This is a genomic window from Leptolyngbya sp. FACHB-541 (assembly GCF_014695875.1).
Taxonomy (GTDB): domain Bacteria; phylum Cyanobacteriota; class Cyanobacteriia; order Elainellales; family Elainellaceae; genus JAAUTN01.
This window is the reverse complement of sequence record NZ_JACJPC010000109.1, coordinates 1-15,629: the sequence shown is the minus strand read 5'-3', so window position 1 is coordinate 15,629 and position 15,629 is coordinate 1. Positions and strand designations below refer to the sequence as shown.

At 44.5% G+C, this 15,629-nt stretch carries 10 protein-coding genes and 1 pseudogene; 4 read left to right on the top strand and 7 right to left on the bottom strand.

Going from position 1 to position 15,629, the window contains the following annotated elements; all coding sequences use genetic code 11:
- Window positions 1-339 precede the first annotated feature (339 nt).
- A pseudogene (gene rplV, locus H6G00_RS35660) lies at window positions 340-699 on the top strand (50S ribosomal protein L22); the annotation flags it as partial.
- Between the two features lie 141 nt (window positions 700-840).
- Window positions 841-2,655, top strand: a complete 1,815-nt coding sequence (locus H6G00_RS22290; RefSeq protein WP_347278214.1) for a S8 family serine peptidase — start codon at window positions 841-843, stop codon at window positions 2,653-2,655.
- A 95-nt stretch (window positions 2,656-2,750) separates the two neighbouring features.
- Here H6G00_RS22290 and H6G00_RS22285 read toward each other — a convergent pair whose 3' ends face one another.
- Complete coding sequence (locus H6G00_RS22285) at window positions 2,751-3,143, bottom strand: hypothetical protein (RefSeq protein WP_190798430.1); 393 nt, start codon at window positions 3,141-3,143, stop codon at window positions 2,751-2,753.
- A 582-nt stretch (window positions 3,144-3,725) separates the two neighbouring features.
- Between H6G00_RS22285 and H6G00_RS22280 the strand changes: the two genes are divergently transcribed.
- Window positions 3,726-4,544, top strand: coding sequence for an IS6 family transposase (locus H6G00_RS22280; RefSeq protein WP_190798429.1), 819 nt, complete (start codon window positions 3,726-3,728; stop codon window positions 4,542-4,544).
- Between the two features lie 604 nt (window positions 4,545-5,148).
- On the top strand, window positions 5,149-6,219 hold the full coding sequence (locus H6G00_RS22275) for a patatin-like phospholipase family protein (RefSeq protein ID WP_190798428.1): 1,071 nt from the start codon (window positions 5,149-5,151) through the stop codon (window positions 6,217-6,219).
- Window positions 6,220-6,456: 237 nt separating this feature from the next.
- Here the strand turns inward: H6G00_RS22275 and H6G00_RS22270 are convergent, their stop codons facing one another.
- From H6G00_RS22270 to H6G00_RS22245, 6 genes are all read right to left on the bottom strand, one after another.
- Window positions 6,457-7,494 (bottom strand): 2-dehydropantoate 2-reductase, encoded by a 1,038-nt coding sequence (locus tag H6G00_RS22270; RefSeq protein ID WP_199318654.1) that lies wholly within the window; start codon window positions 7,492-7,494, stop codon window positions 6,457-6,459.
- Between the two features lie 218 nt (window positions 7,495-7,712).
- A complete protein-coding gene (locus H6G00_RS22265; RefSeq protein WP_190798427.1) occupies window positions 7,713-10,601 on the bottom strand; it encodes a peroxidase family protein in 2,889 nt (962 codons plus the stop codon).
- Window positions 10,602-10,671: 70 nt separating this feature from the next.
- Window positions 10,672-11,325: a hypothetical protein gene (locus H6G00_RS22260; RefSeq protein ID WP_190798426.1), complete on the bottom strand. Its 654-nt coding sequence runs from the start codon at window positions 11,323-11,325 to the stop codon at window positions 10,672-10,674.
- Window positions 11,326-11,403: 78 nt separating this feature from the next.
- Complete coding sequence (locus H6G00_RS22255) at window positions 11,404-12,972, bottom strand: cytochrome c (protein WP_190798425.1); 1,569 nt, start codon at window positions 12,970-12,972, stop codon at window positions 11,404-11,406.
- A 112-nt stretch (window positions 12,973-13,084) separates the two neighbouring features.
- A complete protein-coding gene (locus H6G00_RS22250) occupies window positions 13,085-14,425 on the bottom strand; it encodes a hypothetical protein (protein ID WP_190798424.1) in 1,341 nt (446 codons plus the stop codon).
- A gap of 205 nt (window positions 14,426-14,630) precedes the next feature.
- Entirely contained in the window at window positions 14,631-14,873 is a 243-nt protein-coding gene (locus H6G00_RS22245) for a hypothetical protein (RefSeq protein ID WP_190798423.1), read from the bottom strand.
- Window positions 14,874-15,629: the final 756 nt, after the last annotated feature.

Genomic DNA, 15,629 nt, shown 5'->3' with positions numbered 1-15,629 from the left:
TCCTAGAAGATGTATTCATTAGAACAAAACTTTAGAAGAGGTTCAGTTCTTCCCGAAGTTTACACAGATATTAATTTTTTAGAAGAGATGACAAATGTCACAGTCTTTTATATAACCTTCAGACAGAATAGCTTCAAGATTTCAACTCTTGAAATGTGAGAGAAGATCATTTGTTCTAGCTTATTGCCAATTTTCTAACTCCAAATCAGGGTGTAATTCAATGAGGGTGTAATTTAATGATAGAAGTGTTAGGTGTGAGAGCAGAGTATTTAGTGACCAAAGAGTAGTTACTTGTATTTAATTAGGAGGCTTTACTTTAGACATTGAAAGTTGAATAGTATGACTACTAAGAACTATCAAGAAACTTATGTTCAACCTGTAAAAGCACAGGCTCGCTACGTTCGGATGTCTCCCTTCAAGATTCGACGTGTTTTAGATCAAATTCGTGGTTGTTCATATAAGGATGCATTGATCATTCTGGAGTTTATGCCTTATAGGGCCTGTGAACCAGTGTTAAAAGTTCTTCGTTCGGCAGTTGCGAACGCTGAACACAACCAAGGCTATAATCCATCGGAACTGTATATTACTCAAGCTTTTGCTGATCAGGGTCCATGTTTGAAGCGCTACCGTCCAAGGGCTCAAGGCCGAGCTTATCAAATTCGTAAGCCAACATGCCATATCACTGTAGCAGTTGCACCTGTGTCACCTCGCATTATTAAAGCTTCTAAGAAGTCTAAACGAAAACTAAGTTTGGAAGGTGATAGATCAGTTCAATCAGCAGAGATTAGCCAACAACGAATTGAAGTTAAGGAGAAAGTAACGTCTAGTCAGGAGGACTTCATGAACAAAATAGACGCTTACCTAATCTTCGAGTTCGGTGTGCTGAAGGATAATCTTGAGCATGAAGATCAGCAAGTGTGGGAAACAGCTCTATCTCAGCTTCGTCTTAATATGTTGGTTTATGTGAGTAATGAATCCTGGTCGTCAGATCACATACCTGATCTTGAGGAAACCTTTCGTTTTGGAACAATCATAGGCTGTATAGGTAGTCGAAATACTATTGAAGCTCTTCAGGAAGATTCAGAAGTAATATATGTCGAAGCTAGCCGACAAAGTTCATCATGGGATAGTAATCTCTCAGAAGGGATATCGACTCAAGAAAGTACCTCACATTTAGCTCATTCTTCTCTTGGTGTAGCAGTTAAGGCTGATAGAATTCATCAATTTGAAAAAGGAGATAAAGCCCTTATTGCTGTTATTGATAGTGGAATTGATATTTGTCATGAAGCCTTCTTGGATGCTACTGGCAGAGAATCTAGAATCCTAGCTATTTGGGACCAGGCTGATAGAGATGGAACCGGTTCCTCTGATGATGCCAGGAGACAGCATTGTGCATTTGGTAGAGAATACTTAAAGGAGGAGATTGATGAATATTTAAGACAAGGGAATGCACCTAATAGCCTACGAGATTTAGAGTCTGGGCATGGAACCCATGTAACGAGTATTGCGGCAGGAAAACCAGGAACACATTTTCTTGGAGGAATTGCACCTGAGGCTAAAATAGTTGTAGTTAAAATCGACTTGTCTCGTGGTGTTGAAGCGTCTCATGGAAATGCTCTGAAGTATATCAAGGATTTCACAGAGAGGGTAGCGCGCTTACCTACCGTTGTAAATGTTAGCCAAGGAATCAATGTTGGACCTCATGATGGAACATCAGTTTTAGAAAGGCTTTATGATATTGAGTTCTTGAAAAGTGGTGCTGCCGAAGGTTATGCTATCGTCAAATCAGCAGGCAATGAAAGGCAAACGCGACGACATGCCAAATTTAATGTGAAAAATAAAATCCCATGCAGACTTTTAATAAATTGTGTTGAGAATGCAAGAGACAGGGATAATATTCAAATTTGGTTTAACTCTGCTTATCAATTAGAATTATGTGTAGAGAACCCATATAGAGAAAGAACAGAGTGGGTTACTTTGGGAAGGAGAACAGGTCTTAAAGTTTTTTCTAACAAGAACACGTGTAAGATTAGATATGTAAGACATCATCCTTACAATGGTGATAGCTCGGTTGATATATTCATTGAAAAAGGTTCTGCAAACTCCATAGCTGATGGATGTTGGTTTCTTGAAGTTAGAAGATCAGGGGGTTACCCTGAAGAAGGCAATAAGGATATTCATGCATGGATTGAGATAGATTCAAGTAGAGCAGTTGGTTTTGAAGATGCTGATGAGTGTGTCACATTAACTCCTCCTGGAACAGCACATAACATTATTACGGTAGCTGCTGTACAACAAGTTGATGAATCAGGTTTTGGAGAGGATAGCGATTCATCACAAGGACCAACACGACAGGGAATTCATAAACCTGATCTTGTAGCCCCTGGAGCCAATATCTCCGGGGCAAGTGCTGGTACTATTAATGGTGTTTGTCGAAAGTCAGGTACTAGCATGGCAGCTCCTCAAGTTAGTGGAGCAATTGCTCTGCTGTTATCTGCCTGGGAAAAATCTTCAGAAGCATCTCAACTAAATTCTTCTCAAATTCGTGCGGCAATTAGACAGGCTACTCAAAGTTACAATGGGGAGTGGAGTAGAAGCACAGGCTTCGGAATTCTCAACGTCGAGAGCCTTTTTCATCAATTCAATCTATTATAGCAGGTAGAGTTGGTTAAGTTATATAACAGACTGCAAACAATACAAAAACTGTCAGTATCGCCCGCATATTGAATTTTATAGCACTAACCTCTTAACTACTGATTATCATTAAGATCTTCTAATATCTCTAAAACTGTTACTTGAATTATTCGTTTAATTATCTGTCTTTTTTCAACTGTGGCAGCAGTTAAAACTTTCGCTCCTAGTCTTTGTTGTACTTCTAATTCATACTCTGATATTTCTGGAAGTGATTTTAGTTGCTGCCTTCGTGAGTCTCGAATTTGTATAGCAAAAGCAGCAATCTGAAGAACCAAAGCTGCAACGGCTAAACCCAACATTGCTATTTCAATTGATTCGTCAGTGGATATTGGTTTACTGTGTTTCTGTAGCTCTATTTCTTGCTCAACAAGTTCTGGCAGATTTTGCTCAAGCTCACTTGCTAGCGTGATAGAAACCTTGCGTGCTAAATCGTCACGGTTAAGATTCATACAGTTCCCTGATCTCATTGAGATTCTGATTAAACGAAAGAGCAAAAAGTGTATCTCTAACCTTTCGAGGTATTTAATCACTCCGGGTCGAATTCCCCGCCCGCTTGCGGCGTTTGTAACAAGCGGAAGTGCGTCCCGAAGGGAAATTCCGTAATGCTCCGTCCGCTTGCGGCGGAGATAGGAATTTTAGCGCTCCGCAACTTTTACTGTTTCAATGGACTTGCGCGTGGTTTTGTTGCTATTGTATTCCAAATTTAAGCTTCTACCTAAATTTATTTGATCTGATGGTTCAACCAATGTATTTATCTATGATGCTGTTGTAGCTGATAAGGAACAAAATTTTAATCTTATTGTACTGCGCTCTTTGGTAAAACTTTGCTGTGAACCCAAACTGTCGCCTTTTTACCGTTGACGAATTTGATGCTTCACATTGATAGCTCTGGTGGTCTTGTACGCATCACTTACATCCATCAGATATGCATACACGAGTGAAACTGTCAGAACTGAGTACTCAAATTGAGGGTAGAAGCCCCTGCCTGATAAACTAGCTTCTGCCCTCAACTTCCGTTCAGTCCGCCTTCGATGAACTGTCCTCACTGCAGCTCGACTCACACCACTCGATTGCAACGCACCACTGATTTAGGTTACGCAATGTTTCGCTGCAAGGCGTGCTATCGCACCTGCAATGAACGCACCGGTACCCCTTTCAATTTCATCAAGGTGCCCACCGATATCGTGTTCCAAGTGTTGCTCTGTCGGTTCCGTTACAAGCTGAGCTTTAGAGACATTGCCGAATTCTTCCTACTGCGGGGGTTGGAGTTCACGCATGAAACAGTACGAGATTGGGAAGAACGCTTTACTCCGATTTTTGCCCAACAGCTGAGAGCCAAACGCAAGGGGAAGGTGGGCAAGATTTGGTTTGTGGACGAGACATACATCCGTGTGAAAGGCAAATGGTACTATCTGTACCGAGCGATCGATGAGGATGGAAACTTGGTGGATGTGAGGTTGAGTGAGAAACGAGACATGGCAGCAGCAAAAGCCTTCTTTGCCCAAGCGCATGAAGTTGCAGGACAACTACCGCAAAGAGTGGTGACAGATGGTCTAGCTTCATATCCCAGAGCAATTGATGAGAACTTGGGAACGGATGTTGAGCATGAAGTGAGAGGTTGTTTGGGAAATCCGATCGAGCAGAGTCATCGAGGGACCAAGCAACGTTACTATCCGATGCTAGGGTTTGGAGCGTTTGAAAGTGCGAAACGATTTTGCCAAGCATTTGATGAAGTGAGGCAGTTTTTGCGATCGAGAGCAAGAATGACAGAGTCAGTGTCTCTGTCTAAGCAACGAGAACAATTTGTTGAACGGATGAATGAATTACAAGAACTCTTTGAAGCGATTTAATCAAAGATAAAAGAGAGAGCTTGTAATGATGAAAACGTGCCAAAAAAGCCGCAATTTGAGTACCCAGATCTGACAGTTTCTTACTTACCAACCCCATCCAAACGGTTGTTACTGCTGACCCCGTTGTTCTTGCCTCTGTCAGTCCGTGATAGTAAGCAACTACGAGAGCGGCTTATGCCGCTCCTAATAACCGGATAAAAACTTCTGGTTGAGGGAATGGTACATTGACCCAATGAAAGAGCGACTTTGGACCCAATAGCAGTGGTATGCACCAGAAACAGATTGTAATTACAATTTTGGTAGTAATAACCTGAGTCAGACTCATTGCTCCTCCCAACTCTTGGTGATAGTGCCTCTCCAATGTACCCCACGTTTTCAGCTTCCAGACGAAAGCTGAATATTCCTAATGAGATTGCTGTAGAAGGATTGGCTGCTGAAGGCTTGAGGGTGAAGCAATGATTTCTGCTTCCCTTGATTACCTATTGGGTGAAGAAATATAAAAGCTTCCGGGGACGTGAGCAGAATGAGGCTAGTTTGTGAAAGCTAGTATTTCTACCAATTGAAACTTAAACCACTAGCTTCCCCAAGTTAATCAGAAAAGTTCATGAGCCTTTACAAAATTCTTGCTTTAAGTGGTGGTGGTATTCGGGGTGTGGTTAGTGCGACGATTCTAGTTGAAATTGAGAAGGAACTGGGTGCGCCTCTAGGACAACATTTTGATTTAATTGCAGGCACCTCCACAGGTAGTCTCCTAGCACTAGGATTAGCGCAAGGCTTTTCTGCAAAAGAGCTTTTAGGGTTTTATATTCAAGACGGTATTGATATATTCCCTAATTTTTGGGATTGGTTGCCACGGAAGATTGGACAGATTTTTCGAGATGGACTCAGTCGTACTTTATTTGATGATTCTGGTTTAGAGCGTGTTATTCAGAATCGCCTTGGACGGGATATTCGGTTTGGTGAACTTAAAAAGCCCTTGATTGTCACTGCCTATGACATCTGGAATCAGGCTGCTGTCGTCTTCAAAAATACTAAAGCAGAGCACGCAGATATTCCTGCCTGGGAAATTTGTCGAGCATCTTGTGCCTACCCAGGAGTATTTCCCGCACACCTGCTTACTGATAAGAAGGCGATCAAGGACCACCTAGAGACAGGACCCGATCGAAAAACTGCACCCCATAAACGGAATGGCAAATGGATCGAGACCATACCATTAATTGACGGTGGATTTATTGCAGGGAATCCTGGAGTGTGTGGATTAGCTGAACGGTTACGGTGGAACCATGACTTTCCGAAATGGAATCTTCCTTGTCCACCACCTCCTAAAAGCGTGGCTCCAAAAGATATCGTTGTAGTTCAGGTAAATACTGGTCGAGATGTGCAACAAGTTTCAGCTGCCGAATCTCGGCAATGGGGGCTAGGCGCGTGGCAACTATTGTCGTTGACTGCTCTATTTACAGGTAATAATCTGGTTACAGATTATGCTCTCAGGCAGCAGTTAGGCGATGAAAACTGCTTTTACTTGCAACCACCTCTTGACGGGCCGGAAATCAAACCGCCAATCATAGCCAATAAGCGACATTACGATGCTATGCAAAGACAAACTCTCGATTATCTACGGAGTGCAGGGAAAGGCGAGCTAGAGAAGTTAGTGCAGCGACTTAAAATTTACTAATTCTTAAGTACAACCGCAATGTCTGCCGGTCTAATTTCTACATCAAGAAAACTTAACTGTTTAGGCTTGCTCGTCCTCAACAATTTGAAATACATCAAAGAGGCATAGGCTGAAACTTCTGTGCTGTTGAGTTAATTGCCTGCTGCTATGAGCGCAAGAGCTTGCTTATAAAATGTCAGTTATCAAAGGTTCTTCCCAGTTTTTGATGAGGTTTTGGCGTAGATATAGCTCTCTTATTTAATGTGCTGATTTAATGGAAAATTTTTTTAGCATTTCCGTGGCTGATATATTGGGAGAACCGCCCCCTTTCATCTCAACTTCTTTAATCAGAGTTGTAACTTTGTCATTGATTGGTGCAGCTAGCCCATTCTTCTGTGCCAGGGTGACTATTTCTCCATTGATGAAGTCAATTTCTGTTTTCTTTCCCTGCTGCAAGTCTTGCCACATGGAAGAACGAGCCTGAGGGTCAATTTGAATCATACGGGAGGCGACACGAAGAAAGAGAAAGTTGGGCAGTGAGAGAATGAAAGGAGCAACATTTGGTTGCATCCCTCCAGACCCAGTTGGGCGAATTCTGCTCTGTTTTAGCACCATTAAGGCTTCACGCATAGCAGCTGCTATGATCTTGCGGTAACCAAGGTCTGAGATTTCTTCGCGTAAAGGAATACCCGCTAAGGCATTGATAGCATTGTTCAAATTGAAGATCAACTTGCCCCAAAGAATTCCGGAGAGATCGGCATGGGTTTTAGCCATTAGCCCAGCCTGGCGCAGTCCGGAGAGAACAGTGTGCGAAATATTACCTTGTTCTTCTATAACGAGAGTACCGCTAGTCCCACAATGAAAGTGTGCTGGAGAATTCCAAACCACATTGTAGGGAACCATGCCAGCGAGTACATGCGCTTCAGTTAGGATGGAGCGCAGCACTTCTGCATTACGCACGCCGTTTTGGAAGCTGACTACTGTTTTTCCAGCGGGTAAGACTGGCTTCAAACGAGTTACAGATTCTTCAGTTGCCGCACTTTTCACGGTCACCAGCACAATATCTCGACCAGCTAAAGATTCAATCTCCGTTGAATACTTTACCTGTTGCAGTGCTAGGTGAAAATCCGTTCCTCGATAATTTGTAATTCTTAAGCCGTTTTCCTGGATCTCATGCGCGAGTTTTTTGCGTCCTACTAGTACGGTATCAAGTCCTGCACGAATCAGATGGGCACCAATGTAAGTGCCAATGCTTCCTGCACCCAATATGCCAAACTTAAGATTACTTGTCATCATAATTTCTCTCAAGTTCCTGAAGAAAATGCACCTGCAAATGAATGAGTTGATGGTTGAGTGGAGCAGACCACTCCAAGATCACAGAAAACAATGTAATGAGGATAGTAATAAGCAAAGATGTGCTTGAACGTCAGAACAAGCGTTCGAATTCAAACACATCTTCAAAATGGCAGGCTTACTGCTCACAAAGTGAAGCAATGAGTCCTTACATCAAGTCGTTAGACCCCCACTCGGTTCCAGGGAGCAAAGGCATTCTTGCTTTGTCGCAGAGCAGGTTCCAAAGCAGGATAGTGTCGCAAGAGAACACTAATCATGGTGTTATTTTCAACCCATTCCAAACCAACAGGTGAATAGATCTCCGGCTTGTAATCAACTGTGAAAAAGCGATCGCTATTGAGACGACGGGATGCCATCAAAATAAAGATGCGAAATGCTGTGTCACTGAAACCAAAACCTTTAGGTGGTGTCTCAGCGAACATGCCAATAATCAGATCAACATCATCAATCTTGCCGTCATAGATAGATTCAATCTTGCGAGCAAGCTCTGGGTCAGGCGTAAGTTGATCAAACGACTTAATCGGGGTCAGGCGAAGGAGTTTGCGGAACTCATTGTAACGGGGTACCCCTCGTTCACGATCGCGCAGAATATCCACGGCGGCTAAATCAACCAAACGGTTATCTCGTCTGGGAAGCGTACGTAAAAAGTTGGGGTAATTTCTCAGTGTGATTGCTCCCGGATAAGCAATACCTAACGAGTAATAGAGGTCGTCGAGACTAAGCCGCTCCATAATGGCACGCGCCTTAGGTCCTACGGCTTCCTCAAGCGGCACTTCTTCGATCAACTCGTCGGTCATCACAGACCGCAAGACGAAATCATCCGGTAACAGAGGGTGCATGCGATAGACTGCTACGAACTCTTCCGTCAACGAATAGGGCACGCCAAAGTGATTGGTTGGTGAACCTGGAATCCCTGTGATCGCTTCATTTTTGCTGAATCGTCCCAGGATTTTATTGATTTTTTCTCCAACTAGCCCCCACCAATTAGCATTCATGCCAATTTGTAGGGCTGGATGACCTAGAATGGCTGGCGTCCATTCTACTGTATGGATTTTGGCAAGCAGTGCGGTGTTGACAAGACGAGCTTTATTGAACAGTTGTTCATCATTCCACGTTGGATACGCTGCCCTAAGGCGATCGCAAATTGCATTATGCTCAAGGGTAAATAGTGTGTGCATAAGTCCCAGCCCTAACCACCAGTTAGCACTCACTCCAGTGACTTCAACACCATCAATGCTGTGAACTTCGCCCTCAACTTTTGGCAATAATCCGCGATCGTCTACTCTCAGCTTGCCATCCTGGTCCAAACGGACATTGTTCTGAGTTATCTTGCTCGTCCCATAGATCTGCGACCCATCCCACCAGGGAGTCTCGTGGTTGATGTAAGTATCTGGATGTTCGCCTGCATCTTTTGCATGGTTTGGATCCACTCTAGTTCTCTTGACATGCATGGGACGTTGATTATCGGGCCAATCATCATCTGCATCAATTTGAACTTCAAAGGGTTGCTGCTGATTATCCGTTTCGTGAGAGAACCAATCATGGATCATGAATTGAATCCAGGCAGCAGCCAGAATATTCAGCGTGGTAGCAGGTTGAAACTGCTCTCGCGTCATCAACTCGCGAGCAACCATACGAGGATTAGGGGTGAGAATACGCTCATCGCTGGTCCGCTGCACTTTATCTAGCGGCATATTACGACCAAATCGCATGCCGACGCAGCCCATACTAGGCTCACTTAAATCATTGTAGGAACCATCCGGTGAGCGATTGGTGAGGAAGGCAACAGGACAACGCCGAGGACGTGCAGTAGCCTCACGCGACGCTTCGGTTTCGGTGTCGTATAAATTCTTTTGACGTAAAACCGTTCGCAATTGAGCCAGGCTAAAAATGCCAAGCCATCCAGGTAGCTTGTCCCACCGCACAAAGCGGTTCACAAGCCTAAAGATTCCTTCAACCAGCCGGGTTAAGAAGGATTGTGGTGGGACATACGTCTGACGCTTGAGGCGAAAATCCTCACTTGCTACATAAACGGGTTGCCGTCCCCGGTTCAGTTGTCCCAGCGGACGGAAAATCTCTGCACCGTTCCACGGATTAAAAGCCGTTTGCTGAATCAACGCCTCCGCATCCCCGTCGCGGCTCTCACCCAAGTCTTGCTGAGGTATGACTAGCTGTGCAATTCGGAATGGGGGTGAATCTTTTTCTTGCCAACGGGTAGCACCATCTTCAATTGGAGTTTTTTCTTCACTCACAAAGAGTTGCGCCATGATGTCAAAAACAACTGGTCCTTGCTTGAGACGTTCAATGAACTCTTCTCGCAGATAATTGTCAGTCTTTTCAGGAGCAACCTCTGGTGTTCCCTCAGCTGGCTGAGCAAAGAATTGGAGCGCAGCTTCACCCAATTGGAATGGTCCCCGGCTCCAATAGGTTTCAGTAGCAAGACTACCAATCTTGCGAGAAGAGTTGGAAATCACGTTCTTCATCATCCGAATCGTTTCCCCTACACCGATCGAGAAGAGTAGGCGTACAGGCAGAAGAAACGTAGGGCGCTTGCTAGCAGCTTTGGCAAACTCCATAAATTGACGCACGTTACGAGCATGCGAAACGGGCGCACTTGTCATCAGGAGATCATTGATTCGTTCTTGACCCTGTTCATCTGTTGAAAATATCCGCAAGGCTAATCCGCGCAAGTCACGCTTTGTGTCTGGCTGTACAATTCCTGATGCATTCGACAATCGCACATGAGCTGTATAAGTTTTGCCAAGTTGAAAAATTCCATGCTGCAAATGCTGTGGAATAGCCGGATCAATCCTAAATTCGGCATTGGTGATGCCCGCTTGAATTTTAGCGTGTAGGGCACGACGAACCGTTGTTCCGCCTGCCTTCTTGCGCTGGCGCTCTTGAACTAATTGAATATCGTCTGCATATTGCTTGAGTAATCGATATTCGCTCTCTGGGCTACCACCAAGAAATTTCTCTTGCCAGCCCGTCCCTGTTAAGACTGTACTACTCTCTACACTGGTTGGTGTTTCGGTGCTAATCATTTTCATTGCTAATTTCCACGTTATAAAACGGCTGATTCATCACTAATCCATCAGGACAAACTTCAATATTTCTCAGTTAAGGTTGGGTTGCTGTTCCGGGAGTTTCTAACCCTTCAAAACCATCTTGATCAAGAGTTATACTTGTCTGGCTATACGTCTTCCGTGAGCGAATTCGGATAATGATGCAAGTAACTACTGCTACCGCCATAGCAATACTCAGCCAGGTAATTACCCCTTCCTTGCGAAATATACCAACGAATACAGCAGCCAAGAAAAACAGAGTATGAATGCCTGTTCTTTGAGCACGAATCCAACCTTGATTGGAATTAACGAACCACGCAAGGGCCAGATCGATCATCCACCAGAGCGTAATAGCAACATTAGTACCTGCAATTGCCAACCCTTGTTTGGTAAACATCTTCTCGATCTGTCCATCAAAGATCTGAAAGAACGTCCAGTAAACGTGTATAGCGTAGGCTAGACCTGCAAACGTCCAGAACAATAGCCAGTATGTATAACGCTTGCTTTGTTGCAGACCCAGGATATACAGGCAAAGAGCTGGCGTTGCGAGAATGTAGGTTTCCCAAATGCTATAGATTGCCCGTTCAAGAACAATATCTTGACGAGTTTCTGCCAAAAAAATCCCGATCGCTGTCAAGATGCTGAATGGAACAAAGGTATAAACTAGCGCAGAAAGTGTAATTTTCTGGTTTGGTTGGGATAAGTCCATAAAGTTAATTCCTTTAACCAAATTCAAAGAAAAGTGGGAGTAAGTGTTGCCTAATGTAGTTGTGTATTAGTGATCGCTCTAAAGAGTTTTGAGATACTCAAGCAGATCTCTCAAGTCTGTCTCATTCCAACCCTCACCCTGATACGTCCAGGGATAATCATGACCTTTGTTGGAGTTACCGGGACGGCTGGTATTGAACTGGAAATAAACTTCAGAATTTGGTACTTCAGGCGAGAGAAGACCAACATTCTTGATATCGTATGCATTACGTCCTCGGAAGAACGCGTCTTGACGCGGCTTCAAGTTAATTAATTCAGCTAGGGTGAGGACACTGCCGTTGTGCAGGTATGGCGTACGAGTAAAGATAGACGTCAGCGGTTTATTGAGATATCCGCGAATGTCACCTGCTGGACCCGGTCGCAGATCAGTACGGTTGACGGCAAACGGATGATCGTCTGGAAATAGTTTGTGGAGGCGATCGGGGAGTTCATTGTAATAGCGGAAGCTAACACGGGCCGAATCTGTGCCAATTTCCTCAACCGGAACCACCTCTCCTTGCCGAGGACCTTTCATCCATTCTCCGGTTACTTTATCGGGTCGTCCGTGACAACTAAAGCAATGGGTATCAAAGATCTTCTCTCCCCGCTGGATGCGGTCTTGGTCGAGCGAAACAGCACTGTTGGGAAAGACTTCAGCAAACGAAGGACCTTGCAAGGTGCGAGTGTAATCACTGGCTTGAATAATATTGCGGGCAATTTCTGGATTTTTCATATTCTCGACGGTTGCGCCAGCCGCAAAAGCCGCCATTGAACTGCGTGCCAGTAGGTCACGAACCGTACCATCAAACTGCGCCCACTCCTGGAGATTTTGCTGGTAGATGCTGGCTAGTTTTGAGTAAGCTGCCATATCACTGGCAGGACGGTTAAAGAGATTTCGCACGAGCGTTCTAAAAGGCGGGGTGCGAGCGGGTCCTGTCGGAACATTATCTGAAGACATAGCTCCTTGTCCGCCAAATGGATCGCCATATTTCGGTAAATTAGTCCTCAAGTTTCGCCGTGCACCCGTTAACCAAACTTTTGTCGAGATGCGGTCGCCTAGAGGCATAGGTTGACCATGCTTACGTTCATACACAGTGGCGATCGCATCTACCGTCAGGCGTTTCTCGTCGAGCAACGAGGCTTGCAGCGCATCGATCCAAGAAAACAAGTTGAGTGATGTATTGCCATTGCCGACTACCAAACTTCCTTCACCTTCTGGTGTTTTGAGTACAGAAGTGTGGCAAAGCGCACAGCTAAACCCTACAAATTTCGTAGGTGAAGGTGCGGCTGATTTAGCTCGATAATTGGACAACGCGATACCAACAGGAAATCCCTCATTGGCATGTTCAGGTGAATGAATAAAGCCGAACTGCTTCACCCAATCTCCTGCTTCTGCTCCCAAGGGCTGAAAGTTCTCAGGAAATAGCTCAGGCAAGGCTTCAAAGGCGGACTGCGGCATAATTTCCGTGCCGATGGTACTGAAGAAAAAGGCATCATGTTGATCACGAACCTCTGGCTTCACCCACGTTCCTTGTAACCAAAGAAAGGAAAACGTAATGGCCAGCATACTAGCAGCAAGACATAAGACAATGACATGAAGCCAAGTCATCAACTTCGACTTCTTAGGAGAAGTTGCACTATTCATATTGCTTCCCTATGGCTATGGAGACTAAGAGACAGCTAGAGAGTTGGACGAACTAGCTTGAACAGCACAGATCTAGTTATTTCTCGCCATGCCATGCTTCCTGATGCATGGCGTTGACTTCGGTGTAACCATCGCGGAACAGGTGGTCATAATAATCCAGATCCACATGGTGCGCCTGGAGCCACACTCCTGGAATATGTATGGCATCTGTGTGTGCCGGAAACCGTCCATAGGTATCGTAGATGTAGTTACACACATCCTTGGTGACTTCAATGACTTCACGGGGGTAGTGAGGAACTTGCTTGATATAATCTTCCGCTAGTCCTTCACTCTTAAAAATTTCCTCGAAGTAATCTTTATCTGAGTAAACGCCTCGCTTTCCGTATTTCTCAGCAATGACTCGATCCACAGCATCGGACATCGTTTTAACATAGGGCGGACAAAGCCCCTGAAAAACGCCTTCCAACCCTACAGGATTAGGACGAACCCCATGAGAGTAGGTTAACCAGTTCAAAACATTTCCAAGTTTGAAGCGGGGTTTTTGATAATCAAACTGAAAAGCAACTTTAAAGTTTGTTTTGGGAACACCTGTGAAGACGGCCCCTGGAAAGGACGCGTGAATCCATCCACCTAATCCCATTGCTTGCAGGACAAGCATCAAATTTTGCAGCAGGAGCGGAGCTTCCAATTGGGTTCGCATTGCTTCCAACATGCCAAGCGGGATCTTCATATCTTTGTTCAAATATCCTGACTTGACCCACTTCTTTACACCTGCATAGCGATTGAACTTCATTTCATCTGTGAACGCAGGTCGTTGTCCATCAGGTTGAGTGAGTAGGAACATCAAGCCGTTGATGTATTGCCAGGTTACGTCAACAATTGGCATCAAAACTGTGCTGCCCTCGACATTAGAAACAAAACGATTAGAACCAATGTAGTAAGGCATTTGCCGTGGCATATCTAGTCGCTGATCTAGGAGTTTCTGTTTACAAGCCTCCGCGACTTCAATCAGTCTTTCTGGTTTCGCATTGTAAATATCGATTGGCTCCTGATCTTGAGGGCGACGGAGGAAATAAGTGCCTGAGTCGTTAATGAGAAAGAAATAAGTTCCTTGTGCATTATCAGGGCTGCCAGCTGAACGCCCAACCATGTGAAGGTTGGGCGTTGCCATAATGCTGTTATTTTGTTCGTCCTGAAAGGGTCGGTCTGGTGTTGTTCGCCCTGTAAAGCCCATCGCCACCACAATGAGCATTGCCTCCTCTAGGGAATCTAACGGTTGTGACCCTTGTTTTGAATTGTATGAGAGAGAGCCAGCGCGAACCTCTTTTATTCCCTTACTAACGCGGCGTGACCGTCGTTCATATATTGCTTTAAAGAGAGGATAGTTTAAAGCATATTCAATACCTAAATGTGCCATTGGCTAATCTTCCTGTCTATTTGGCTTAATCCAGCAATCTTTCAAGGAATACGAATTACTTCAGTTCGCTTAAGAAGTCTCAGGAAACCTGTAATATGTCTTCAAATGACTACTGACTGTTCATCGTATCGTTTGTTGTAATAAGACCAGCGGTTGTGTAAGCAGCAAATGCAGAAACCGTGTTAATAACTTTGCCTGTGTGTAATTATTTATCAGCTAACCTTAGCAAAGATGATTTCGCTTGAGCGGTACCCGCAAGGGTGATATTTCCCTTCTTGTGGATAAGCAAATTGCAGGTGAGGCTTCTACCTACTCCAACATTAGGAACCAGACTAGGGCGATCGGGCAGTAGTCCAAGCAACCAGCTATGAACGTCCTCTGCTCGAAGGCTCTCGTAAGCAGAGATAATAGTAGCCGCATTCTGCTCGTACCAACTGGTTGAACTCACGCCCGAATTGCCTCACCTGGATTACCTGCTTACCGTCCTCTGACTGCGGTGTTGGTCATTACTGATTCAGTTAAATCACAGCTCCCTGAAAAACTTCCAACACTTTGAAAATTGAAGATAGGGAATCAGGGAACACTAGACCAGGACGCGCCTTATTTCTAACCCGGTGACTTACTATACGGTAGCACTGGGTTACAGATTCGCTAGCCTTAGTCCAATTATGTCGAATCTAAATAACCACTGAGTGTTAGACACTATAATTTGAAGGGAATGGTCAAGGTTGAGAAAAGCTGCTAATTTTATAGCTTAAGTTATGCTTTTGCCCTCAGAAACTCGCATGTTTCCGTTGATTAGTTGCGGCTTCCGCAACTAATCAATGAATTATTGATCCTAAATTCCTCTTCGTTGGCTTCAGATATAGTACAAATGATCGATAGAAACTCTATCATGCAAGGCTTTGAAGCTTGTCGTGATACAAAATTACACGAATCGTTGTCATATCCCGAAGATAACTGAAGTTTTGTCCATAAGCCAACCGTAACGCATAAAGACCTGCTGAGATTAACAGGGCACTGGCAGCAACGCTAACAGATGCAGAGAAACACATTACTCATACTCAGGACGGCAATCGGCAAAGGTAATAGCTTCACTATCGAGGAACCCTGCGATTGCCATTTCAAGCACCATTTCTGGGGGGTAATCAGTTTCTTTAGCGTGAGCTAGCAATGCTCGTTGAATGCGCTCCGGCAACGCTGC